The organism is Pseudonocardia hierapolitana, assembly GCF_007994075.1.
GTDB lineage: Bacteria > Actinomycetota > Actinomycetes > Mycobacteriales > Pseudonocardiaceae > Pseudonocardia > Pseudonocardia hierapolitana.
Map to the genome: position 1 here is coordinate 1,697,870 of NZ_VIWU01000001.1, position 22,076 is coordinate 1,719,945.

Annotated in this window: 20 protein-coding genes and 1 pseudogene; 13 read left to right on the forward strand and 8 right to left on the reverse strand. The window is 71.1% G+C overall.

Going from position 1 to position 22,076, the window contains the following annotated elements:
- Window positions 1-111: 111 nt before the first annotated feature.
- Together FHX44_RS07995 and FHX44_RS08000 are read right to left on the reverse strand one after the other, a co-directional pair.
- The gene (locus FHX44_RS07995) at window positions 112-1,323 is read right to left on the reverse strand and encodes an ABC transporter substrate-binding protein (RefSeq protein ID WP_147254893.1); all 1,212 of its coding nucleotides are present in this window, start codon (window positions 1,321-1,323) and stop codon (window positions 112-114) included.
- Window positions 1,324-1,806, reverse strand: a complete 483-nt coding sequence (locus FHX44_RS08000; RefSeq protein ID WP_147254894.1) for an ABC transporter substrate-binding protein — start codon at window positions 1,804-1,806, stop codon at window positions 1,324-1,326.
- 426 nt (window positions 1,807-2,232) lie between these two features.
- Between FHX44_RS08000 and nthB the strand changes: the two genes are divergently transcribed.
- From nthB to FHX44_RS08025, 4 genes are all read left to right on the forward strand, one after another.
- Window positions 2,233-2,934, forward strand: coding sequence for a nitrile hydratase subunit beta (nthB, locus tag FHX44_RS08010; RefSeq protein ID WP_147254895.1), 702 nt, complete (start codon window positions 2,233-2,235; stop codon window positions 2,932-2,934).
- On the forward strand, window positions 2,931-3,545 hold the full coding sequence (gene nthA / locus FHX44_RS08015) for a nitrile hydratase subunit alpha (protein ID WP_147261003.1): 615 nt from the start codon (window positions 2,931-2,933) through the stop codon (window positions 3,543-3,545). The genes nthB and nthA overlap by 4 nt, the downstream gene beginning before the upstream one ends.
- Window positions 3,545-3,946 (forward strand): nitrile hydratase accessory protein, encoded by a 402-nt coding sequence (locus FHX44_RS08020; RefSeq protein ID WP_147254896.1) that lies wholly within the window; start codon window positions 3,545-3,547, stop codon window positions 3,944-3,946. The genes nthA and FHX44_RS08020 overlap by 1 nt, the downstream gene beginning before the upstream one ends.
- A gap of 301 nt (window positions 3,947-4,247) precedes the next feature.
- Window positions 4,248-5,279: an ABC transporter substrate-binding protein gene (locus FHX44_RS08025; RefSeq protein WP_147254897.1), complete on the forward strand. Its 1,032-nt coding sequence runs from the start codon at window positions 4,248-4,250 to the stop codon at window positions 5,277-5,279.
- Window position 5,280: 1 nt separating this feature from the next.
- Here the strand turns inward: FHX44_RS08025 and cofD are convergent, their stop codons facing one another.
- The 5 genes from cofD to FHX44_RS08050 form a co-directional block, all read right to left on the reverse strand.
- Entirely contained in the window at window positions 5,281-6,252 is a 972-nt protein-coding gene (gene cofD / locus FHX44_RS08030) for a 2-phospho-L-lactate transferase (RefSeq protein ID WP_147254898.1), read from the reverse strand.
- Window positions 6,253-6,264: 12 nt separating this feature from the next.
- Window positions 6,265-6,726: a DUF3237 domain-containing protein gene (locus tag FHX44_RS08035; protein ID WP_147254899.1), complete on the reverse strand. Its 462-nt coding sequence runs from the start codon at window positions 6,724-6,726 to the stop codon at window positions 6,265-6,267.
- Window positions 6,726-8,141: a hypothetical protein gene (locus FHX44_RS08040; protein ID WP_147254900.1), complete on the reverse strand. Its 1,416-nt coding sequence runs from the start codon at window positions 8,139-8,141 to the stop codon at window positions 6,726-6,728. The genes FHX44_RS08035 and FHX44_RS08040 overlap by 1 nt, the downstream gene beginning before the upstream one ends.
- A gap of 167 nt (window positions 8,142-8,308) precedes the next feature.
- Window positions 8,309-10,009 (reverse strand): helix-turn-helix domain-containing protein, encoded by a 1,701-nt coding sequence (locus FHX44_RS08045; protein WP_170308828.1) that lies wholly within the window; start codon window positions 10,007-10,009, stop codon window positions 8,309-8,311.
- Window positions 10,010-10,013: 4 nt separating this feature from the next.
- Complete coding sequence (locus tag FHX44_RS08050; protein WP_147254902.1) at window positions 10,014-10,433, reverse strand: EthD domain-containing protein; 420 nt, start codon at window positions 10,431-10,433, stop codon at window positions 10,014-10,016.
- A 198-nt stretch (window positions 10,434-10,631) separates the two neighbouring features.
- Between FHX44_RS08050 and FHX44_RS08055 the strand changes: the two genes are divergently transcribed.
- The 8 genes and pseudogenes from FHX44_RS08055 to FHX44_RS08085 all read left to right on the forward strand — a co-directional run bounded on the left by FHX44_RS08055 (window position 10,632) and on the right by FHX44_RS08085 (window position 19,219).
- Window positions 10,632-12,215: an AMP-binding protein gene (locus FHX44_RS08055; protein ID WP_147254903.1), complete on the forward strand. Its 1,584-nt coding sequence runs from the start codon at window positions 10,632-10,634 to the stop codon at window positions 12,213-12,215.
- Window positions 12,212-13,438 (forward strand): thiolase family protein, encoded by a 1,227-nt coding sequence (locus tag FHX44_RS08060; RefSeq protein ID WP_147254904.1) that lies wholly within the window; start codon window positions 12,212-12,214, stop codon window positions 13,436-13,438. Before FHX44_RS08055 ends, FHX44_RS08060 begins: the two co-directional genes overlap by 4 nt.
- A gap of 38 nt (window positions 13,439-13,476) precedes the next feature.
- Entirely contained in the window at window positions 13,477-14,259 is a 783-nt protein-coding gene (locus FHX44_RS08065; protein WP_147254905.1) for a nitroreductase family protein, read from the forward strand.
- Between the two features lie 89 nt (window positions 14,260-14,348).
- Window positions 14,349-14,609, forward strand: coding sequence for a hypothetical protein (locus FHX44_RS08070; protein WP_147254906.1), 261 nt, complete (start codon window positions 14,349-14,351; stop codon window positions 14,607-14,609).
- Window positions 14,610-14,946: 337 nt separating this feature from the next.
- Window positions 14,947-15,813 (forward strand): oxygenase MpaB family protein, encoded by an 867-nt coding sequence (locus FHX44_RS08075; protein ID WP_147254907.1) that lies wholly within the window; start codon window positions 14,947-14,949, stop codon window positions 15,811-15,813.
- Between the two features lie 45 nt (window positions 15,814-15,858).
- Window positions 15,859-16,059 (forward strand): annotated as a pseudogene (locus tag FHX44_RS43800) (FAD-dependent monooxygenase); the annotation flags it as partial.
- A gap of 76 nt (window positions 16,060-16,135) precedes the next feature.
- Window positions 16,136-17,500, forward strand: coding sequence for an FAD-dependent monooxygenase (locus FHX44_RS08080; protein WP_281287880.1), 1,365 nt, complete (start codon window positions 16,136-16,138; stop codon window positions 17,498-17,500).
- 579 nt (window positions 17,501-18,079) lie between these two features.
- The gene (locus FHX44_RS08085) at window positions 18,080-19,219 is read left to right on the forward strand and encodes a DUF2332 domain-containing protein (RefSeq protein ID WP_147254908.1); all 1,140 of its coding nucleotides are present in this window, start codon (window positions 18,080-18,082) and stop codon (window positions 19,217-19,219) included.
- Window positions 19,220-19,235: 16 nt separating this feature from the next.
- Here the strand turns inward: FHX44_RS08085 and FHX44_RS08090 are convergent, their stop codons facing one another.
- Entirely contained in the window at window positions 19,236-20,150 is a 915-nt protein-coding gene (locus FHX44_RS08090; RefSeq protein WP_147254909.1) for a cation diffusion facilitator family transporter, read from the reverse strand.
- 296 nt (window positions 20,151-20,446) lie between these two features.
- Between FHX44_RS08090 and FHX44_RS43150 the strand changes: the two genes are divergently transcribed.
- The gene (locus FHX44_RS43150) at window positions 20,447-22,066 is read left to right on the forward strand and encodes a LuxR family transcriptional regulator (protein ID WP_147254910.1); all 1,620 of its coding nucleotides are present in this window, start codon (window positions 20,447-20,449) and stop codon (window positions 22,064-22,066) included.
- Window positions 22,067-22,076 lie beyond the last annotated feature (10 nt).

Genomic DNA, 22,076 nt, shown 5'->3' on the forward strand with positions numbered 1-22,076 from the left:
GGCGGCTCGGTGCCGTGGCCGTGGAGCATTCGGTGCGGTTCTGGACCGAGGCGTTCGGGATGGAGGTGGCCGCGCGCGAGCGCAGGGGCCCGCCGCGAGCGCATCAGGCGGTCAGCAGGCGTTGCCCGCCGCGCCGGCGAACCCGGGCTTGTCCCAGTTCGCCGCGTCGGCCGGGGGCGAACCGGGACCGGCGGGCTGCGCCATGTCTGGTTGCCGGGACCAGTGCCCCTCGTCGACCGTGACCTCCGCGATCTCGAACGTCGTCCGGTACGGCCCGAAGCTGACGTGGTTGTTCACCGCGTACAGCGCCTGCGGCGCACACAGGAACACCGCGAGCGCATTGTCGAAGCAGTACCGGTCGATGTCCTCGGCGACCCGCACGAGCCGCGCACCGTCGAGCTCCACTGCCATCCGGGCGAACAGCTCGTCGAACCCGGGGTCGGGCGGTCCGGCGCGGAAGGCGCCGTCGCGGCCGAAGAACTCCCGGTGCACCGCTGCCGGCGGCGCCTCCGACGACAGGTCGAACCACGCGTGCACCAGCAGGTCCCACGGCAGGTCGAGCTTCTTCTCCACCAGCGCACGGGATCCGGCGAGCGCGTTCTCCTCGGGGACCCTGATCACCTCGACCGCGACGCCGAGGGACCTGCGGAGATCATCACCGATCAGCTGGGCGATCCCGACGAACGCCATGGGTGTCGCGATCCGGATCGGCCGACCGGTGGGCCACCCGCCCTTCTCGAACAGCCGCTTCGCCTCGTCGGGGTCGTGCGGGTACGGGGTGGCGCCCTCCGGGAAGCCCGAGCACCACGACGGAGTCATGGCCGGGATCTCGTTGGCGTAGCCCGCCAACCCGTCCTCGACGATCCGCCGGCGGTCGACCGCCAGGTTGAGCGCCTTGCGGACGTCGACGCTGTCGAGCGGGACGTCGGTGCGACCCCGGTTGATGATGCAGGTCAGCACCCGGTTGGCATCGGCGGTGATCAGCCGCGCGTACTGCGAGGTCCGCACGCGCTCCGCGTCGGCGGGACTGACCTCGGTGACGATGTCGACCTCCCCGTCACCGGAGATGCACAGCTCCAACGCCTGCGACGGGGACAGGTCGTTGCGGAACACCGCGCGTTGCACGCGGGGGCCGCGCTCGGCCCGGTTCCAGTGATCGAGGTTGGCCTCGAGCACCACTTCGGCGGAGCGGTCCTCGGACTCGATCAGCCAGGACGCCGTGTACGGGTTCGGGGACATGACGGCGTGGCGGGTGAGGATGGACGATGCACCCTGGACCAGGGTGAACGGGCCGGTCCCCCAGGGACCCGGCTCGTCGATCACTCACCAGTGGCCTTCGCCGGAACCGAACTTCTTGTAGCCGAACCCGGGGGCATCGGGGCCCTTCCAGAACGCCGTGGACGCGATGTGGAAGCCGCGCATCTTCCCCACTGCCAGCCCGTCAGGGCCCGGGAAGTGGAACCGGATCGTGTGATCGTCCACGACCTCCGCGACCGACTCCGGCGGGAAGTTCACCCACGTACCCGGCGGGTGCGGCGCCGCCCAGCGCTGCATCTCGTCGAAGTTGAGCTTGATGGCGTGCGCGGTGACCGGCTCACCGTCCTGGAACCGCACCCCACGGCGGAGCTTCAGCTCCAGCGTCCTCTCATCACGCCAGTCTGCCGACTCGGCGAGCGCGAACACGGTGCGCCCGTCCTCGTCGATCCGAATCGGCTCCTCCATCGTGTTCCAGGTGATGAACAACCAGTTCAGCGGTGACGGATCGACGATGTTGATCGTGCCGACCGGCGTCCCTACGGCAACCATCACGAGCACCTCCCGGCGAGGAGACACATCACCGTAGACACCGGCCGTCCACAGCACAACCGAGGCCGTTGAATCGATCAATGGGCCTCAATAGCATCGTCCAGCAACTTCGCGGTCTCGACCCGGAGGAGGGCGCCATGCCCTTGCAACCGCCCGATCCCGACACGATTCGCCACGTCGGGGAGCATTGCGGTCTGGGTCTGTCCGACGCCGACGTCACGTCGTTCTGCCCGTTCGTTCACGGGTTGCTCAGCTCGTGGGACGCCGTCGAGGAGCTCTACGCCGCCTCCGTCCCCGCCGCCCCGGAGCGCTCGTGGACCCGCCCGGACACTGGGACGACGCCACCGTGCTGCGCGTCGCACACGTCTTCGAGCAGGCGGTCGGGGGCTTCCCGACGCCGCAGCCGGTCTCCGCGGGGAGTACTTCATGAACGGCGTGCACGACCTCGGTGGGACGGACGGCCTCGGCCCCGTCCCGGTGGAGCAGGACGAGCCGGTCTGGCACGCCGACTGGGAGAAGGCGGCGTTCGGCATGTTCTCGATGCCCTTCCGCGCCGGCTTCTTCGGGGTCGACGAGTTCCGCTACGGCATCGAGCAGATGCACCCGGCGATCTACCTGCTCTCGCCCTACTACGAGCACTGGGCGCACACCGCCGAGCACTACGGGGTGGCGCGGGGTGTGCTCGACCCGGAGGAGATCGAGGAACGCACGCAGTACTACCTCGAGAACCCCGACGCTCCGCTGCCCGAGCGTTCCGATCCCGACCTCATGGCGTTCGTCGATGCCGTCGTGAAGAACGGTGCCCCGGCGCGGCGCGAGTCGGACAAGGCGCAGGCGTTCGCGGTGGGCGACCGGGTGACGGTCGTCGACGACAGCCCGAGGGGCCACACCCGCAAGGCGCGCTACATCCGCGGCAAGACCGGCGTGATCGAGAAGGCGTACGGCACGTTCATCTACCCGGACAGCGCCGGGAACGGCCGCGGCGACGCCCCGGAGCACGTCTACTCGGTCAGGTTCACCAACGAGGAGCTCTGGGGCCCGGAGGCCGCCGAACCCAACGGCGTCGTCTACTTCGACGTCTGGGAGCCCTACATCGTCCCGGCCAGCACGGAGGAGGCCACGACATGAGCACCGCGCCGATCAACCCGCCGAAGGTCCGCACCCGGGAGGAGATCGCCGCCCGCGTCAAGGCCCTCGAGGCGATCATGATCGAGAAGGGGATCATGACGATGGAGGCGGTGGACCGCCTCGCCGAGATCTACGAGAACGAGGTCGGCCCGCAGCTGGGTGCAAGCGTCGTGGCCAAGGCGTGGACCGATCCCGAGTTCAAGGCGCGGCTGCTCCGGAACGCAACGGAGGCGTGTGCCGAGCTCGGCATCGGCGGCCTGCAGGGCGAGGACATGGTCGTCGTCGAGAACACCGACGACGTCCACAACGTGATCACCTGCACGCTCTGCTCGTGCTACCCGTGGCCGGTGCTCGGGCTGCCGCCGAACTGGTACAAGGGCCCGCAGTACCGGTCCCGGATCGTCCGCGAACCCCGCACGGTCCTGCGCGAGGACTTCGGCCTCGACCTCCCCGACTCCACCGAGATCCGCGTGTGGGACTCGTCGTCGGAGATGCGCTACTGGGTGCTCCCGCAGCGTCCAGCGGGCACCGAGGACCTCGACGAGAAGGCGCTCGCCGCGCTGGTCACCCGCGATTCGATGATCGGCACCGGCCAACCGAAGGCTCCGTGATGGGGTACCGACAGGACGCGACCGAGCTCGGCGACGCCCGGCGCCGGGTCGAGGCCCTGGTGTCCGAGTTGCCCGGGGCCGAGCAGCGGCCGTTCGAGCACCCCTGGGAGCTGCGCGCGTTCGCAATGGCCGTCGCGGCGTACCACAACGGGCAGTACGAGTGGTCGGAGTTCCAGCTCTCTCTGATCCAGGCGATCAAGCAGTGGGAGCAGGGCGACAGCGGCGAGCCGTGGTCGTACTACGAACACTGGCTCACCGCACTCGAGACGGTGCTCGCCGGCTCCGGCGCGCTGTCGGAGGCGGCGCTCGACGAGCGAACCCGGGCGGTGCTCGAGACGCCCAAGAACGCGAACCACCACGAGGCGCACCGGGAACCGGTCGCGATCGACCCCGCCCGCTAGTGGCTCGATACGCGATGTCGACCAGGTAATTGATCTTGCTGGTCGAGCCCGGGAGGCTGCTGCCCGCACGTCGAGTGCCGGAGGTGGAGGTAGCTCGGACATCCCGCGCCGACGGTGTCGGTTCCCAGATCCTCGTCGGCTTCCTCGGCGCTGCGCAGGTAGAAGGTGTCGGATCCGCGCATGACCTGGTAGACGTGGGTGGAGACGCCTTCCGGTGTGCGTTCGAAGGGTCGGCGGCGTCTGGGCTTCGACCGGCGCCACCGACCGGCTGCTCGGCTCTCTACCGTCTAGCCTGGCCGTTGTGTTGCGCGCGGCGCTCGTGACCCCGCTGTCCGGTCCGCTCGCCGACTACGGCCGCGCAGGCGTCGACGCGCTGGAGATCTGGGCTTCGCAGTTCGCCGGGCGGCCTGCGCCGAGGGTGGCGACCTACGATGCGCACCCCCATCCGGCGACGGCGGTCCGACGGGCCGAGAGGGACGGGTTCGATCTCCTGTTCGGTCCGTACGGGAGCGGTCCCGCTACCGCGGTGGCGGCCGCCACCGCTCACCTGATGTGGAACCACGGCGGGGCACGGGTCGCCCCCGCCCGGAACGTGGTGAGTGTGCTCGCGCCGGCGGCGCGGTACTTCGACGGAACCGTGCAGGTCGTCGCCCGGACCGATCCTGCGGTCCGACGGGTGGCCGTGGTGGGATCCGGCACCGGGTTCGCCCGCGCCGTCTGTGACGGCGGGGAGCGGGCCACGAGCGGGCTCGGCATGGCGGTACGGCGGGCGACACTCCCCGCGATCAGGGCGCCGGAGGCCGAGCTGCTGCTCGTGGCGGGCGCTTTCCAGGAGGAGCTCGGCGCCGCACGGCTGCTGCTGCCCGGCCGGTGGCGCGCCGCGGGGTTCGTCGGAGCAGGCGTCGAGGAGGTTCTGGCCGGCATCGGCCCGCTCCGGGAGGGGCTGCTCGGCCCGGCGCAATGGCTCGCGTCGGCCGCTCCGAATCCCGACGTGGGCCCGCTTGCCGCCGAGTTCGTCGCGGCGTTCCGCCGCCGGACCGGCGCAGAGCCGCCTTACCCGGCAGCCCAGGCGTTCGCATCCGGCTTGATCGCTGGTCGGTGTCTGAGTGAGTCCGGCAGCGCGCGCCGCGATGCGCTGCTCGCCACGGCACGCCGGCTCGACTGCGTCACCCTGTTCGGCCGGTTCCGGCTCGACCCCGACACCGGCGGGCAGGTCGGGCAGGAGGTGTTGACCGTCCAGTGGCAGGACGGCAGGCGCGTCGTGGTGTGGCCTCCGGATCGGGCACAGGCGCCACTGCGCCACCCGCTGGAACGGGCGCGCGCACGGCGGTGAGTCACACGGCCTCGTGCCGGCGAGCGCCGAGAACGGCGCGGGCCAGAACATCGTCGGGCGGGCCGGTGCCGGGAAGGGTGGGGACGACGATCACGTCCCGCACGGCGGCACGGACCGCGTCACACTCGACGGCGTCCGCGGCATCCAGCACGAAGTGCCGGCAGAGATCCCGGTACAGCGAGGCCACAGCCGCCGCGGTCGGGGGCAAGCCGCGCGCGGCGAGCAGCCCCGCGCGGCTGGCTGCCCGCAACCGCTCACCGGGATCGCTGATCGGAACCCGCGACACGATCGGGGTGACGGCCAGGACCGGCGCCGCGGTCGTGCGCAGCGCCGCACGGATCCCGGGCACCGCCAGCACCGGGCAGATGCTGGCCAGCGGATTGCTGGGAGCAAGCACCACCAGCCCGGCGTCGGCGATCGCGGCCAGCACGCCGGGCGCGGGCACGGCACGCCCGGCGCCGGTGTAGCGCACCTCTGCAACCTCGGGAGCGGCCTGGTGGCGCACCAGGAACTCCTCGTAGTGCAGCACCGCGCCCGCCGTGGTCACTACGTGCGTGGTGACCATGTCGTCGGTCATCGGCAGGACCCGCACCCCGACGCCCATCGCCCGCGCCAGAACGGCGGTGACCTCGCTCAACGACGTGCCGTCCCCGAGGAGGCCGGTGCGCAGCAGGTGAGTGGCCAGGTCGCGGTCACCCAGGTTGAACCACACCTCCTGCCCGAGATCGCGTAGGGCGTCCATGCACCGGAACGTCTCACCCGACAACCCCCACCCGCGCTGCGCGTCCTGCCTGCCGGACAGCGCGTAGAGGGTGGTGTCGAGGTCGGGGCAGATCCGCAGCCCGTGCTGCCACAGATCGTCGCCGGTGTTGACCACGAGCGTGAGCTCGGCCGGCTCGAGCACGCGCAGGAGCGCGCGCCAGAACCGCGAGGCGCCGATGCCCCCGCCGATGCCGACGACGCCGCGGGTCACGGCGCTGACCGATCAGCCGTTCTCCACCCGGTGGACCCGATACTCCACACGCGGGCCCGGCAGCAGGCGGCCCTCGCCGAGGAACAGCGTCCGGTTGACCCACGCATACCGCTCGTCCCCGGTCTCCAGCCGGGGCTGGGTGAAGAAGTACTGGTCGCCGTACCCGGTCGGGGTGTCGCCCCCGCCGAGAACGGCCGTGAGCTCGGGCGTGAGCTCGACCAGCCCGAAGTACTGGACGTAGATGAGGGCCTCGTCGTGGGTCCGGAAGGTGAACCGGACGTCGAGACGGCCGAACCCGTCGGGGCCGACGAGCAACCAATCCGCGCCGGCCCCGACCATGGTCCCCTTCAGCCGTTCACCGGTCAGCTCACCACCCGTGACCGTGGCGATCGTCCGCTGCCCGAACGGTCCGGCGCCGACGTCGTGGATGACGAGATCGGCGTGGTACAGGAACTCCCTCACGAGGTTCGGCATCAGTGCCAGCCGTCCATGTGCTCGCGGATCTGCCTCGTCACAGTCGAGCCGTCGTAGTACTTCTCGTAGAACGCCGGGTCGACGTGGTGGATCACGGCTCCGAAGTTGCACTGCATCGGGTTGAAGTAGACCGGGCACTGCCCGTAGGTCTGGACGCAGTAGTCGAAGTACGCCACGCATGCCTCGACGGCCCAGTCGCTGACCCGGACGGCGGGGCTGTTGACGATGTTGCGTACCGCCTCTGCCGTGTACGGGCCGCCGTGGCTGAGCATCCAGTTGTCTTCGCCGGTGGACATCGTGCGCCCGAGGCCGTACTTCTCCTCCATCATCGCGGTCACCACCGACCGCGCGTCCGGGTACTTCTCCGACGGGATGTAGGTGGCCTCCTTCACGCCCTTCATCCCGAACGTCTTCAGCGCTCCGCTGGCCAGCGGAGCCCGCTCGTTGAGCGGCTCGTGCCGGAATCCGAGGCCCCGGGCGACGTCGGGGAACGCGCCCATCAGGACGTCGTCGAAGAAGCCACAGAAGATCCAGTTCCCCAGCCCCATCGACTCCGCGGCGAGCCGCATGTTCTGCACGTACGAGCCGGGTGGATAGGTCTCGACCTGGAAGATGAACTGCTCGAACTGGCTGATCGTGATCGGGAACTCGAGCTGGCCCTCCCGCACCCACTCGCCGGTTCCGGCGGGCTCGCCGGTCTTGTCGTCGGTGAGGTAGATGTGCCACGCGTCGAAGATGTTCAGCATCACGCTGAAGTACAGCCACCCGTGGTCGGTGATCGGGATGAACCAAGTCGTCCCCGGCCGGTTGACGTTGTACTGGTAGGGGCCGAAGAGCGACGCGTTCGGTGCGCCGGGCACCCGCAGCGCCCAGTCGATGTCCGGACGGCCGTCCATGATCTTGTGCATCCCGTTCCGGTACCAGTCGAGGACCTTGTGGTAGTCCTCCGCGCCCTGGATCTCGACCATCCGCTCGCGCTCGTCACCGGGGTTGTAGACGAAGGCGCCCTCGTCCTTGATCACGAGCAGGTCATGGGCGAACGAGTTGCCCGGGGCGGCGGCCGTGCGCCCGGCGATCCCGACCAGTTCGTGGAAGCCACCTGTGCTGGCGATGTCCCAGTGCGCCATGCCGTTGGGTCCCATCGCCGACCAGGCGACGACCGCCTCCTCCACCTCGGACAGCGGCACCACCGGGTGTTCGGAGACGAAGGCGAGCGGCCCCTTCGGCTGGTGCAGCCGCCGGCCGGCAGCCGTGGTCTCCTCCTCGCCGCTCTCGATCTGGTATCCCATCGCCACCCGGCGGCTGCGCAGCGTCGCCAGCAGTTGCGGCAGCGACCGGCCCTGTTCGAAGAACATCGTGAGCTGGCGCTGCTCGTCGTCGGTGATCTGGCCGGGCGGGGTTGCCGTCGTGGTCATGGAGCTCCTCCACCGCATCGTCGGACCAGCCGGCGTGCGATGGCCGGCCAGATCCGGTCGGGGCACGACAGGTGCCGCATTCCAGCGTGACCGCCGTCACGTCGGGCAACAATGGCGGTGCGTGCCAACGATGCCGGCGGCCGTTGTGGCGCGTCGACAGGGGGCGGCTACTGGCCGTCCAGCGCCGCTTGGACCCGCAGCGCGAGCTCGAGCAGGAACCGGTCGTCCACGTCCCGCAGGTTCACGCCGAGCGTCTCCTGCACCTTGGCCAACCGGTAGCGCACGGTGTTCGGATGGACGTGCAGGCACGCCGCGGCCCGCTCGAGATGCCGGTCGCTGGCGAGATAGGCGTCGAGGGTCTTGACGTACTCCGACCCCCCGACCGCGTCCGCCTCGAGAATCGGACCCAGCGCGCTCTCGACCATCGACTCCAGCGACTGCCGCGTCGAGCCTCCGACCAGCAGGCCGTACAGACCGAGGTCGGCGGCCGAGAGCACCACCTCGCGCCGCCCGCGCGTGCGCGCCAGGCTCAACGCGAGCGCGGCCTGCGCGTAGGACTCCGCGTAGTCGGCGACCCGGATGCACATCCGGCCCAGCCCGGCCGCGAGGCCTTCCGCCGTGTGCGCGGCGGAGAGAACCGCCTCCAGAGCTCGCTGGATCTGCCCAGGATCGGTTGTTCCCGCGGCGAGCAGCACGACGATGTCCCCGCCGCGGGGCACGACGATGGATTCGGGCGCATACCGGCGGATGCCCTGTTCGACCTGACTGAAGGGGCGTCGGGAGACCGCGCGTGCGGCGTCCTCCCGATCCAGCTCGCCCGACGGGGCGCGCAGGCCGATGCACACCACGTAGCGGGGCACCTTGAGGTCCACGCCGAGCAGCGCAGCCCGGCTCAGGAGCCCGTTCCGGTCATCGGTTCGGCCCTCGAGCAGATCGTCGAGGAGCTCGCCGTGTACCCGCAGTTCGCTCTGGAGCGCGGCACGTTCGCGCAGCAGCTGCAGCGCGATCAGCCGCGCGCACACGTCCACGAGTTCCGCGTCGGAGGACGTCGGCTCGTGGTCGGCGCGGACACACAGCGCGCCGAGCGGCTCGTCGCCGACGTCGACCAGGAGCCGTACCGGCGCGGCCCCGGCGTCCGATGGGGTCTCCCCCAGCGGCTCGCGCGCGGGGTCGAGCAGCTCGACGTCGTACCCGAGGTGCTGGGCCAGCATGTCGACGCCTGCGCTGATGTCGCCACTGCGAGCAAGCGAGGTGGCGGCCGCCCGAACGACGTCGAGCGTGCGGGACTTGTCCCTGGCTCTCTGCTCGGCCTCCTCGGCGCGCTGCCGCTCGCGTTGCCGCTCCCTGATCCGGCCCAGTGCCGTTCCCGTGTCATGGGCGATCCCGGTGACGAAATGCATCTCGGGCGCGGTCCAGTCCCGTGGGGTGCGCTGGTCGGCGTACAGCACACCCAGGACCTCGATACCGTCCGTCAGGGGTGCGCAGATCCCCCCACGGATCCCCTCGGCGTCGATGATCCGTTTCATCACCGGAACGCGGCGCGGGTCCCGCCGGTAGTCGCGGGTGGTGATGGTGCGGCCCTCCTTGGCCACCCGTCCGCCGATGCCCTGACCCACGCGAAGCCGCCACAGCGCGGGCATCTCGGCGGTCCGCATCCCGCTGTGGGCGGCCATCGTCAGGTAGTCGCCACTGGTGATCCCGCACCAGCTCACATCGGCCGGCAGGGCTTCCCGCACGACGTCTACCGCGGCCTGAGTGGCAGCGGCGACGGTGTCTGCGCACACCAGCCTGCGCAGGAAGTTCTCGACCGGGGCCGAACGGTGCGCGGCACCGACGGCGACGGACTGGCCGTTCAGCCGCGAGGGCACCGATTCACGATAGGCTCGCCCCGGTTCCCGCGGTACCACCGTCGGGCGCCACGGTGTGGTCGAAGATCTCGTGCTCCTCCGTCATGAAGATGGTCGACCGCGCGAAATCGATGAAGGTCGACTCGTCCTCGAGCAGCATCTGCATCGCCTCGGCGCCATCGGCACTCGCCACCGCCGCGTGCAGGTCGTCCAACGTGTCCCACCACACCTCGGTGATTCCCTCGTAGATCGGCGCCATGCCGCGGCTCTCCACGAGCGCGTCGTTCAACCGGGTGTCGATGGTGTGGCTCTGCACGTAGCGGCGGGCCCGGATCGCCTCGGCGACCGCGCGCACCTTGGGCCCGTGCACCTCGAGCCAGTACCGGTGGAACTGGCCGGGGTCGACATCGTCGCGGGCGCGCAGGATGTACACCAGCTTGACCATGTCGCCTCCTCACCCCGTCATGCGGAGGCCAGGGTGCCCCGCAACCGCAGGTCCGCCAATGGCTCGCCCCGCCAACGCGTTCCGCCCGCTGTGTGGGCTCCTGCCAACGAGCCCGGGAAGGTTCGGCGCTGCCGCACATTGCCCAGTGGTGTGACCGGTGCCACGGTCAGGGGCCAGACCCCGGATTCGGAGGCGGCGATGGCTCGGGCGCAAGGAGCGGTCGAACAGCTCATCCGGCAACGCGTCGCGGACCATCCCGACGATCCCTGGCTGTTGTGGCACGACGATCGGGTCCCGTGGCGCGACGTGCTGTCGAACGCGCAGCGGACGGCGAACGGGCTGCTGGAGCTCGGGATCCGCCCCGGCGAGCGAGTGGCGATCATGATGGCGAACCGCCCGGAGTTCATCTGGGTGCACCTGGGGATCCTGCTGATCGGTGCCTCGTCGGTGCCGGTGAACATCTCCCAGCGCGGCCCGACACTCACCCACATCCTGGCCGATTCCGATACCGCCGCCGTGGTCTGCCAGCGGGATCTGCGGGACGTGGTGCTCGCCGTTCGCGACGATCTTCCCGCCCTTCGCTGCGTGATCGCCGAGGGAGGTCCCGGTGGCGGCGTCGACTGCGACCTCGAACGGCTGCTCTCGGGAGCCGACCGCGAACCGGACGTCGAGCTCGCCGAACCGACGGGTGGCGTCGGGATGATGTACACGTCCGGCACCACCGGCCCGCCCAAGGGCGTTGTGGCCACGAACTACGACCTCACCCCGCTCACGGTGCTGCTCGAGTCCTCGGGTGTGCGGCCGGGCGAGACGATGTACACCGGGCTGCCGCTCTTCCACGGCAACGCGCTGCTGGTCTCGATGATCGGATCGATCATCCGCGACGCCAGGCTCGCGCTGGCGCCGCGGTTCACCGCATCGGGTTTCTTCGACGACTGCCGCCGTTACGGGGCCGTGGCGGCCAACTCCCTCGGCGGGATGATCTCGATCCTGCTCAAGCAGCCCGATCGCCCCGACGACCGGGACAACCCGCTGCGCGTCGTGCTGTCCGCAGGATGCCCGCCGGATCGGTGGCGGGAGTTCGAGGAGCGCTTCGGCGTCCGCATCATCGAGTGGTTCGGCATGGTCGACTCGCCCGGCATCCTGCTCAACGACGTGGGCCGGGTCGGGTCGATGGGGCGTTCCGGGGTGTCCGGCGTCGAGTTCCGGGTGGTCGACGACGACGACCGACCGCAGCCCCCCGGCACCGTCGGCGAGCTGGTGTTCCGCCACCCCAGAGGCCGGATGACGACGTACCACAAACTTCCCGATGCGACCGAGCGGGCGTACCGAGGCGGCTGGTTCCACTCCGGCGACCTCGCGGAGTACGACGAGGACGGGTTCTTCTACTACCGGGGACGCAAGACGGAGTCGATGCGCCGGCTCGGCGAGAACATCTCGGCCTGGGAGATCGAAACGGTCGTGAACAGCCATCGGGGCGTCCTGGAGAGTGCAGCCCATTCCGTGGCGTCCGACCTCGGCGAGGACGAGGTGAAGGTCTGCATCGTCGCGCGCCCGGGCATGACCGTCACCCCCGAGGAGATCCTCGACCACTGCGCGGGCCGGATCGCGCGGCACGCGATGCCGCGCTACGTGGAGTTCCTCGACGAGCTGCCCAAGACCGCCACCGAGCGCAACCAGTACGCGGCGCTGCGGGCCCGTGGCGTGACGCCCGGAACGTGGGACCGCGAGCAGGCCGGCTACCCCATCGGCAAAGCCGACGCTGGACGGAGGAGCGGATGAGCGATGTCGTGATCGCCGGAGCGGCGATGACCCGCTTCGGCAAGTTCCCCGACAGCACCATCAGGGTGCTGGCCGAGGAAGCGGTGTCAGACGCGCTCGCCGACGCCGCTATCGGCGCAGCCGACGTCGGGATGGTGTTCTTCTCCAACGCCGTCGCCGGGATCATCACCGGTCAGGAGATGATCCGCGGCCAGGTGGCGCTGCGGCACACCGGCCTGCTCGGGTTGCCGATGGTCAACGTCGAGAACGCGTGCGCGTCCGCCTCCACCGCGTTCCACCTCGCGGTCGGCGCCGTCGCGTCCGGCTCGGTGGACGTGGCGCTCGCCGTCGGCGCGGAGAAGATGACCCATGAGGACAAGGCGCGCTCATTCGCGGCGATCGGCACCGCCGTCGACCTCCTCCAGCTCGAGGACCTCAAGCAGTGGGCCCGCGGCGGCTCGGCAGGCTCCCCGCTGCCCGAGGAGGCGGAAGACTCCAGCGGCAAGCGATCGTTCTTCATGGACGTGTACGCCGCCAACACCAGGGCGTACATGGAAGCCACCGGAGCGACGGTCGATGACTTCGCCGAGGTCGCCGTCAAGAGCCACGAGCACGCGGCGTTGAACCCGAAGGCGCAGTACCGCTCTCCGGTCAGCCGGGAGGAGGTGCTGGCCAGCCGCATGGTGTCCGACCCACTCACGCTGTTGATGTGCTCCCCGATCGGCGACGGTGCCGCCGCCGTGGTGGTGTGCTCGGCCGAGCGGGCCAAGCGGTTGGGCGCCGACGCGGTGCGGGTGCGCAGCTGTGCGCTGGTATCGGGCATGGACCGAACCGGCGACGAGCCCGGGGCGGTCGAGCGAGCGGCGGCACGGGCCTACGAGGCCGGCGGGATCGGGCCTGCCGATCTCGACGTCGTCGAGCTGCACGACGCCGCGGCCCCCGCCGAGCTGATGACCTACGAGGAGCTCGGGATGTGCGCTCGCGGCGAGGGCGCGGCCCTGCTGCGCTCCGGCGAGACCCGGCTCGGTGGGCGGCGCGTCGTGAACCCGAGCGGAGGGCTGCTGTCCAAGGGGCACCCGATCGGCGCGACCGGCTGCGGCCAGATCGTCGAGCTGGCCGATCAGCTGCGCGGCAGGTGCGGGGAACGGCAGGTCGAGGGGGCGCGGACCGCACTGGCGGAGAACGGCGGCGGGTTCCTCGGCCGGGACGCCGCAGCGATGGTCGTCACGGTGCTGTCGAACTAGGGCTTCGAACCCGGGCCATCGAGTGGAGGAGACGATTCATGGAGTTCAAGCAGGTCGTCGGCGACCGGCGCACCATCCGGTTCTTCGAGCCGAACCAGCCGGTCGAACCGGAGAAGATCCAGGTCATGTTGGAGGCCGCCAACCGTGCCTCCCGTGCTGTGAACGCCGACTTCATCAAGGCCGTTGTGTGCTACCGCGACGAGCTGACCGACGATGTGCGCGAACAGCTCAAGACTCCCACCACGACCGTCCAGCTCGATCTCGCCCCGGTGGCGATCTTCTGGTACGGCGACCTGACCTTCGCCCAGGGCGCGCAGGAGCGGCTCAAGGAGCTCACCGACCTCGGGGCGCTGCCCGTGACGCACGGCTGGTCGCACGCCTACGTCGACGAGGTTGCCTACGCCCAGGTCGTCGAGCCGCTGTCGAAGGACGCGACGGCGAGCGTCTGGGCGGTCTCGGTCGAGTGCGGCCTTGCCATCGCGCAGGCGATGCTGGCCGGCGTCGACGAGGGCCTCGGCGTCGGCCTGCACGCCTTCAACTCCGAGGTCGCGAAGAAGGCGCTCGACATCCCCGACACCTGGCTCCCGATGTGGATGCTGCTGGTCGGCTACCCCGCCGAGGACCGCAAGGCCGGTGGCCAGCGACCGCGCCGGTCACTGTCGACGAACTTCCACCGGGGTCGCTACGGCAATCCCTGGGAGGAGATCCCCGAGGTGACCGAGCGACTCCGGAAGGAGGGGATGATCCAGGAACCGATGGACCCCGAGGCGCGCGCCCGCGAGGTCCGACAGCTGGCCGAGCGCTTCGGCCTGCCCCTGTGACGGGGCCGGTTCACGGCGCGCCGTCGGTCCAGCGTTGGTTCGCCAGTGCCGGCCACGACCGCGGTCCCTCCGACGTACAGGATCACTACTTGCGCGTCCTCGCAGACTTCTGCGCCCACGTCGGCAAGGCACCCGACGAGTTGGTGGCTTTCTGCTTCCTCCGCAAGCGGGACACCGGCGTGCGGTTCGTCAGCGTCAAACGCCGCGTCGCGGTCAACGAATGGATCGAGGAGTTCGCGGCCGAACAGGGGTGGGAGGGCAAGGAGGCGGTGTCCAACGCCAACATCATCAGGGGGTTCCTCATTCACAACGGGGTGCTGATCCAGGGGAGGGTCTGGACCGGCGACTGACTGGCAACTCGGTTTCCAGCACCCAACCCATGGGACCGGAAAGGTACCGACAAGCTTGAATCTCGCCTCAAACCGAATGGAAGGCATCGAGCCGATGGATCAGCAGCTGCGCATAGGGGCCATGAGCGGACATCGGCGAGGGCCTCGGGTCAGGTGAGATCAGCCGAAGACGACCAAGCTTCCTCATCATCCGGGTGCTGCCCTACGTGACGTCACCCGCCAGCTCCACGCTGACACCCCGCGTCAACCGATCCGCCTCTAGAAGGATGGCGCGGACGGTGCTGTGCTGGACGGACCAGCGGTGGGAACCCTGCCGCCCCGGACCGCCGGGAGCGCCGTGACCGTACGCAGAACCCGCCCCGACGACGGCCTCTTCGGACCCGCCTCCGTCACGTGGCGCGTGCACCTGGAACCCGTGCTCTGGGTCGGCGGCTTCCGCGCGCTGCTGCTGCAGTCGCTGCACCCCCGCGTGATCCGGGCGACGTACCAGAACTCGGCTCTGTTCGACCCGCGCCGGGCGATGTCGCGCTTCCAACGAACCGTCGAGTTCGTGGGCGTGCGCACGTACGGTTCCAGCGCCGACGTCGAACGGGCCGCGGCGCGGGTGCGCAGGCTGCACGCCGCGCTGCGCGGCCACGACCCGGACACCGGCGAGACGTTCCGCATCGACGAGCCGCCCTACCTGCTGTGGGTGCACTGCGCTGAGATCGACTCCTACACCGACATCGCTCTGCGGGCCGGCGTGATCGACGAGGGCGAGGCCGAGCAATACCTCGCCGAGAGCGTGCGCGCCGCCCGCGTGGTGGGGCTGCGTGATGCACCGGCCTCCCGGGCCGAGATGCGGGAGTACTTGCGGCGCACGAGGCCGGTGCTCAGATTGACCGACGAGGCACGCATCGCCGTCGGCGGGATCTTCGCTCCGCGCGGCCAGGCGCCCACCGCCACAAAGGTGGCGGTCCCGGCACTCGCCACGCTTGCGATGGCGACGCTCCCGCGGTGGGCCCGGCGGATGTACGGACTGCCCGGGATCCCGACCACCGACCTGGGCGCCACGATCACCCTGCGCGCCCTCCGGCTGGCCACCAGCCTGCTGCCCGACGCGCCCGCCCCGCCGGACATCGAGCGGGCCCGCCGGCTTGTGCGTGATCGACCACGAAAACGGCTTGCCCTCGCGACCGGCAGCAAGGTCGGGCAACCCGGCTGACAGCGGTGACGACGCAGTCCCTCCAATCGGCGACGGAGGTCGGACATGGCCGACACCGAAGTGTTGATCGTGGGCGCGGGGCCCGTCGGGCTCACTGCGGCGCTCGAGCTGCGCCGCCGGGGCGTTGGCTGCCGGGTGATCGACCGGCTGGCCGCCCCCGCCCAATATGCCAAGGCGGTCGGTATCCAGCCGCGCACCCTGGAGCTGTGGGAGGCGGCCGGTGTGCTCACCCGCGCGCTCGACGCCGCGACCCCGATGCACGGCCAGATCGTCTTCGTGAACGGGCAACAGGTCGGACGCATGGAGTTGGCGCTGCCACCCGATGTGCCCTACGGCTTCGTTCGGGTTGCCGCAGTACGAGACGGAGCGGCTGCTCGCCGACCGGCTAGCCGAGCTCGGCGGCCGGGTCGAACGCGGCGTGGAGCTCGTGTGCTTCGCCCAGGACACCGACGGCGTCACGGCCGTGCTGCGCGGGCCGGACGGCGAGTCGCAGGTGTGGGCGGACTATCTCGTCGGGTGCGACGGCGCGCACAGCGCTGTCCGCAAGGGCCTCGGACTGGCGTTCACGGGCGACGCGTTCCCCGAGGAGTACATGCTCGGCGATGTGCAGGTCGACTGGAACCAGCCGGTGGGCTACGGCATCCGGTCGATGCACCAGGTCGACGGGAACACCGACGACGTGCTCGTCGCGATCCCCTTGCCCGGCCGACGCCGGTACCGGATGTCGATGTTGGTTCCCGACGTGCTGGCCTCCGCGCCGGCACAGCAGGACGGTGTCGAGCACGGCCTCGAGTCCGACCGCGCCCCGCAGCTCCAACACATCCAGGCCGTCCTGGACCGGCTCGCCCCCGAGCCGACCCGCGCATCCCACCTCAGGTGGTCGTCGGTGTTCCGCATCAGCCACCGCATCGTCGATCGCTACCAACGCGGCCGGGTGTTCGTGGCCGGAGACGCCGCGCACATCCACCCCCCGACCGGCGCGCAGGGGATGAACACCGGCATCCAGGACGCGGTCGCGCTGGCGTGGAGGTTGGCGCTGGCCGTCAAGGGCATGGCCGCCGATGGACTGCTGGAAAGCTACGACGCGGAACGACGCCCCGTCGGCGAGGAAGTGGTGGGCCGCACCGTGCGGCACGCCCGCGCCGGCTTCGAGACCGACGACCCGGAGACCATGCTCCGCCGCGAGGCCCAACTGCTGGTCGCATACCCGGACAGCCCGCTGGTCGGCGAAGGCGCCGGCGCCGAAGCGCTCAAAGGGGGACCAGCTCCCGGCTCGCGCGCTCCGGACTGCCGGGGCTTGCGTCGCCCCGCGGTGGCATTCCCACTCCGGCTGCACGAGCTGCTCGACGGGCGACGCCACACACTGCTGCTCTGCGCCGACGAGGCCGAGCAGCTCGCCGAACTGGCAGCCGTCGTGGCGCTGGCTCGGGACCGGGCCAAGGGCCACGTCGACGTCCGACTCGTCCTCGCCGCCGACTCGGAGATCAGCGACGACACGGCCGGCGGGCTGCTCGACGGACCCCCGGTGCCGGTGGTGCGGGACTCGGCCGGTGAGTTCCAGACCGCCTACGGCGCGGTCGGTGGCTGCTGCTACCTCATCCGCCCCGATGGGCAGGTCGGGTTCCGTGCGGGTCGGACGCGCGCCGAGGAGCTGGGGGCCCACCTCGCCAAAGTCCTAGCCGCCTGATCGTCCTCGTGTCGCCCCATGGTCAGAGAACCACCGGCTCGCATGCTGTTGCCCTCGGTGGCGCCAGCCGCAGGTCATTTTGGAGGGCGGGGGCGGGCCATGCATACCACCGCATCTCGGCGGTCATGACACGCGAACTCGCGCGCCAGATCGGGCCGTCGCAGCGGAGGATCCAGCGGTACCGGGCGGAGGGGTTGATCACGTCCGTGGTCGAGTCGAAGGATGGCCATGCCCGGTGGCCTCATCGAGCTGGGTGAGGACGTCGGTCCGGCCGCCGTCGGTCGCGTGCGCCAACCAGTTCGGCGCGCTGAATGTGCCGTCCGGCTGGCTCCTGGAGACCCAGACCCCGGCACCACCGAACCCGACGATGTCCGCCCGCCCGTCCCCGGCGGTATCAGCCACGAACCGCGGATGCCGTTCCACCCGCCCCCGGCGTTGTAGCCAGTGCTCACGATGATGACAGGTGACAGGTTATGCGCGGTGGCTGCGCGCGGTGCTGATCCCGTCCAGGAAGGCGGAGGATCTGTTCGCCGGCTGGTGGCAGGTGATCGAGCTACCGCCGTGCCCGACAATGCGCGGATGACGCGCACCGATCCCGCGGTCGTCGCGGGACAGGCCATGGCGATCGCGGACGCGTGGTCGCCGCCCGACGCCCCGCAGAGCTGGTGGCTCACCTCGGCGACGTTCGCGGCGATCGCGCGGGAGGACGTCCTGCGGGAGCTGGCCGCCGAGATCCCACCCGACCGCCTTCCGCCGCTGCTGCTGGCCGCGGTCCTCGAGTACCTCGTCGGGGCCGAGCCGGATGCGCCGATCGCGCGGCACTACCCCGTGCCGGGAGGCGAGCAGCCGCCGCCGGATCCCGCGTTCGGCGCCGAGCTGGCGGCGTTCGCGGCCGCGCGGAGGGACCGCGTCGCACAGCTGTGCGAGGCGCACCGCTACCAGATGAACGAGGTCGCCCGCTGCGTTGATGTGCTGCCTGCGCTCGGCATGATCGCCGCCGCCGACGATCGCCCGATCGCACTGGTCGACCTGGGCACCGGCGCCGGGCTCGGCCTGCATCTGGACCGCTACCGCTATACCTACCGCGCACCCGACGGATCCGCCCGCACGGTCGGCGACCCGGCGGCCCCGGTGCGCCTGTCCTGCGTTGTGCGCGCGGGAGCGCCGCCGCTGCCACCCTCGGTGCCCGTGATCGCCGACCGGGTCGGGATCGACGTCGAGCCGCTGGACCTCACCGACCCCGACACACTGGCCTGGCTCGCCGCCTGCGTCCCTCCCGAGGCGGGCGCGGTCACACGGTTCGCGGAAGCGTCGACGCTTGCCCGCGCCGAGCCCGCGCGGTCGGTGCGCGGCAGCCTGCTCGACGTGCTGTCCGACGTGGTCGCCGACCTCCCGCCCGACGCGCTGGTCTGCCTCGTCGACACCTATGTGCACGTCTTCCTGCCCCCGGCGGACCTCGCCCGGTTCGACGACCTCCTCGCGCAGATCGGCCGCGGGCGAGACCTCGACTGGGTGTCGGTGGACCCCCTCGTCCCGCTCGGCCCCGACGCGCGGCGCACGGTCCAGCACCTCGACGTCCCCCCGGAGTGGATCGAGGAGAACCGGAAGGGCGGCGTGTTCGGCGTGATCGGACACGTCCGGATCCGGGACGGGGTGCGCACGGGGACCGTGCTCGGCCGGGCGCACCCCGGGGCCGCCTGGCTGGAGTGGACGGGCTAGGGCTAGGGCACTGGGTTCAGGCCACCCACCGCGGGTCGGCGGTGAAGCCCACCGACAGCGACGGCTCCAGCCCGGTCACCCGCAGCCGGTCCTCCAACTGCGCGCGGACGCGGTCGAACTCCTCGACGCTGCGGGCAGTCGACCCCGCGTCCACGAGGAACATGATGTCGACATCCAGCCGCGTGCCCACCTTGGACTGCCGTACCGCGGGCTCGGCGAGGCCCCACTCCCGCGCCACATCGTCGACGAGCGCTGACACCTGCTCCCGCATCGCGGGTGCCGCGCTCATCGTCAACACCTCGCGCAGGCCCTCGACGGCCAGCCGGAGCGGAATCCGCAGGTAGATCGCCGAGGTCAGGACGACCATGGCCGGGTCGACGTAGCGGGCGAGGTCGCCGCGCCCGGCGAGCTGCAGGCCCAGCGCCACCCCGAACCCCGCGAACGCGCCGATGGACAGCAGAGCGTCGCCCATCCACTCCGCGGCCTCCGCGCGCACCAGGTCGGTGGCGCCGCGGCTCATCCGCCGCAGCACGAGCGACACGCCGAGGCCGACCGCGGTGGCGACGGCCCCGTACAGCACCGCCCAGCCCGCTTCGATCTCCCGCCCGCCCGCGAAGATCTCCTCGATCCCGCCGACCATCGCGTAGGCGCACAGGCCCGCCAACGCCGCCGCCTTGACAGTGATCGTCAACGGCTCGAAGATCTCCCGGCCCCACGGATAGCGTTCGTCCGGCCCCGAGCGCGCGGCCCGCAGCGCCCACACGGCCAGCAGCGACAGCGCCACGGAGACGAACGAGTACAGCCCGTCGAACACGATCATCTGCGAGCCCGCGAGCAGGCCCCAAACCAGCGATCCCACGGCGAACACGCTCGACGCCACCACGGAGAGCAGCAGTGCGCTCGAGTCGCGGGTGTGCCACTGCGTCGTCACCGCGCCATCGTCGCGGAGCGAGGGGCGACGTCAAGGTCCGCCGATCGATGGCGGCAGCAGCCACCCCCACACGAGGCCTACCCGCTGGTCGCAGTGCCAGCGTGTGTTCAACACCAGCCCTGCGACCGCGTCGGGGGTGGAAGCTCACCGGGCGTACGCACCGCGGCTGGCGGAGTACGCGGCACCGGCGACGAGGCTGCCGTTCGCGAGGCCGATCACCCGCCCGCGACTCCAGCTCGTGTCTGGTCGGGGAGAGTAGCGCTTGCGTCGTGCGCGGCGAGTCCCGGAGGAGGTGAGTGAATGTGGCGGCGGGACAAGAGGCTTCGTTGGCGGCGGGTCGCGCCGCGTTGGCGTGCGCGGCCTGGGCGCAGGCGCGGGCGCGTTTCGAGGAGGCGGTCGCCGCGGGGGATGTGGCCGAGGGGTGGGAGGGGCTGAGCCGGGCAGCCTGGTGGCAGGGCGACCAGGAGGCGACGTTGCACGCGCGCGAACGCGCCTACCGCGCATACCGCGGCGCCGGTGATGTGTGCGCTGCCGCGCGGATGGCGATGTGGCTGGCGTCGGACCACCTCGATTTCCGGGGCGACGACGCGGTCGCCGCGGCGTGGCTGCGGCGTGGCCGGGCGCTGGTGGGCGATCGTGGGCCGTGCGTCGAGCTGGGCTTCATCGTCGTGCTCGAGGCGGATATTGCGCTGCTGGCGGCCTGCGATCCGGTGAGGGCCGAGCGCCTGGCGCGGGAAGCGCTGGAGGTGGTGCGCGGCCTGTCGGATGTCGGGGTCGAGGTGGTCGCGCTGGCCGTGTTGGGCAGCGCGCTCGTTGCGTCCGGCCAGATCGAGGAGGGCTTGCGCCGGCTGGACGAGTCGGCGGCGTTGGCGGTCGGCGAGGAGTTCTCCGAGATCGCGGCCCCGGGATGGGCGCTGTGCCACACGGTGTCGGCGTGTGCGGAGGTGGGTGATTTCGGGCGCGCCGCGCAGTGGTGCCGGGCGCTGCACTCCTGGTCGGAGACCTGGCAGGCGCGGCATTTCTTCGGTGTGTGTCGCACGGCCTACGGCGAGGTGCTCGCGACCGGCGGTGACTGGTCATCGGCTGAGCAGGAGCTGCTCAGTGCGATGGAGGATCTGCGCTTGACGCGGCCGGCTCTCACCGCGCCGACCGCGGTCCGGTTGGGCAGGCTGCGCGCTCGGCAGGGTGAGCTGGTCGAGGCGCGGTTGCTGTTCGAGTCGGCGCTGCCGCTGCCGCAGGCCATCCTGGCGCTCGGCGAGTTGGAGCTGACCGGCGGAGACGCGACTGCGGCAGCGGACGCGGCGGACCGGGTGCTGCGGCGGTTGGGGGATGCGAACGTCCTGGACCGGCTGCCGGCGTTCGAGCTGCTCGCGCGCGCTCGTGCCACCGCGGGTGATGGGGTCGGCGCCGCTGCGGCGGCCGATCAGGTGGAGGCGCAGGCGGGGCGGTTGGCGACGCCGTACATGCGTGGGCGGGGTCGTCTGGTGCGCGCGGAGGTGATGTTGGCGGTCGGTGATCACGATGGCACGCGTCGGGCCGCCGAGGACGCCGTCGACCTGTTTGCCGCCTGCTCGGCGCCCTTCGAGACCGCCCAGGCGCGGATGCTGCAGTCTCAGGCGCTCGAGGCGCTCGGGCGGCCTGAGCGGGCCGAGGCACAGGCGCGCGCCGCGCGTGAGGCGTTCGCGCTCCTTGGTGCGCGCGGGCCGGCACGCCGGGGCACGACGGAGGAGCTGAGTCCGCGCGAGGTCGACATCCTGCGGCTGGTGGGGCGCGGGCTGGGCGACGCCCAGATCGCCCAACGGTTGTTCTTGAGCCCGCACACCGTGCACCGCCACATCGCGAACATCCGCACGAAGCTACGGGTGCGGTCGCGGGCGGCGGCAGTGGCCTACGCCACCCGCCACAGCCTGCTCTGAGGGACGGCTG

Coding starts and splice junctions, on each gene's coding strand:
- FHX44_RS08000 (WP_147254894.1), bottom strand. CDS start 1,806: ATGGTTGCCGTAGGGACGCCGGTCGGCACGATCAACATCGTCGATCCG.
- FHX44_RS08035 (WP_147254899.1), bottom strand. CDS start 6,726: ATGCCGAACCTCGTGAGGGAGTTCCTGTACCACGCCGATCTCGTCATC.
- FHX44_RS08020 (WP_147254896.1), top strand. CDS start 3,545: ATGGGGTACCGACAGGACGCGACCGAGCTCGGCGACGCCCGGCGCCGG.
- FHX44_RS08040 (WP_147254900.1), bottom strand. CDS start 8,141: ATGACCACGACGGCAACCCCGCCCGGCCAGATCACCGACGACGAGCAG.
- FHX44_RS08065 (WP_147254905.1), top strand. CDS start 13,477: ATGGAGTTCAAGCAGGTCGTCGGCGACCGGCGCACCATCCGGTTCTTC.
- FHX44_RS08055 (WP_147254903.1), top strand. CDS start 10,632: ATGGCTCGGGCGCAAGGAGCGGTCGAACAGCTCATCCGGCAACGCGTC.
- nthA (WP_147261003.1), top strand. CDS start 2,931: ATGAGCACCGCGCCGATCAACCCGCCGAAGGTCCGCACCCGGGAGGAG.
- FHX44_RS08060 (WP_147254904.1), top strand. CDS start 12,212: ATGAGCGATGTCGTGATCGCCGGAGCGGCGATGACCCGCTTCGGCAAG.
- FHX44_RS08080 (WP_281287880.1), top strand. CDS start 16,136: ATGTGCCCTACGGCTTCGTTCGGGTTGCCGCAGTACGAGACGGAGCGG.
- nthB (WP_147254895.1), top strand. CDS start 2,233: ATGAACGGCGTGCACGACCTCGGTGGGACGGACGGCCTCGGCCCCGTC.
- FHX44_RS08050 (WP_147254902.1), bottom strand. CDS start 10,433: ATGGTCAAGCTGGTGTACATCCTGCGCGCCCGCGACGATGTCGACCCC.
- FHX44_RS08085 (WP_147254908.1), top strand. CDS start 18,080: ATGACGCGCACCGATCCCGCGGTCGTCGCGGGACAGGCCATGGCGATC.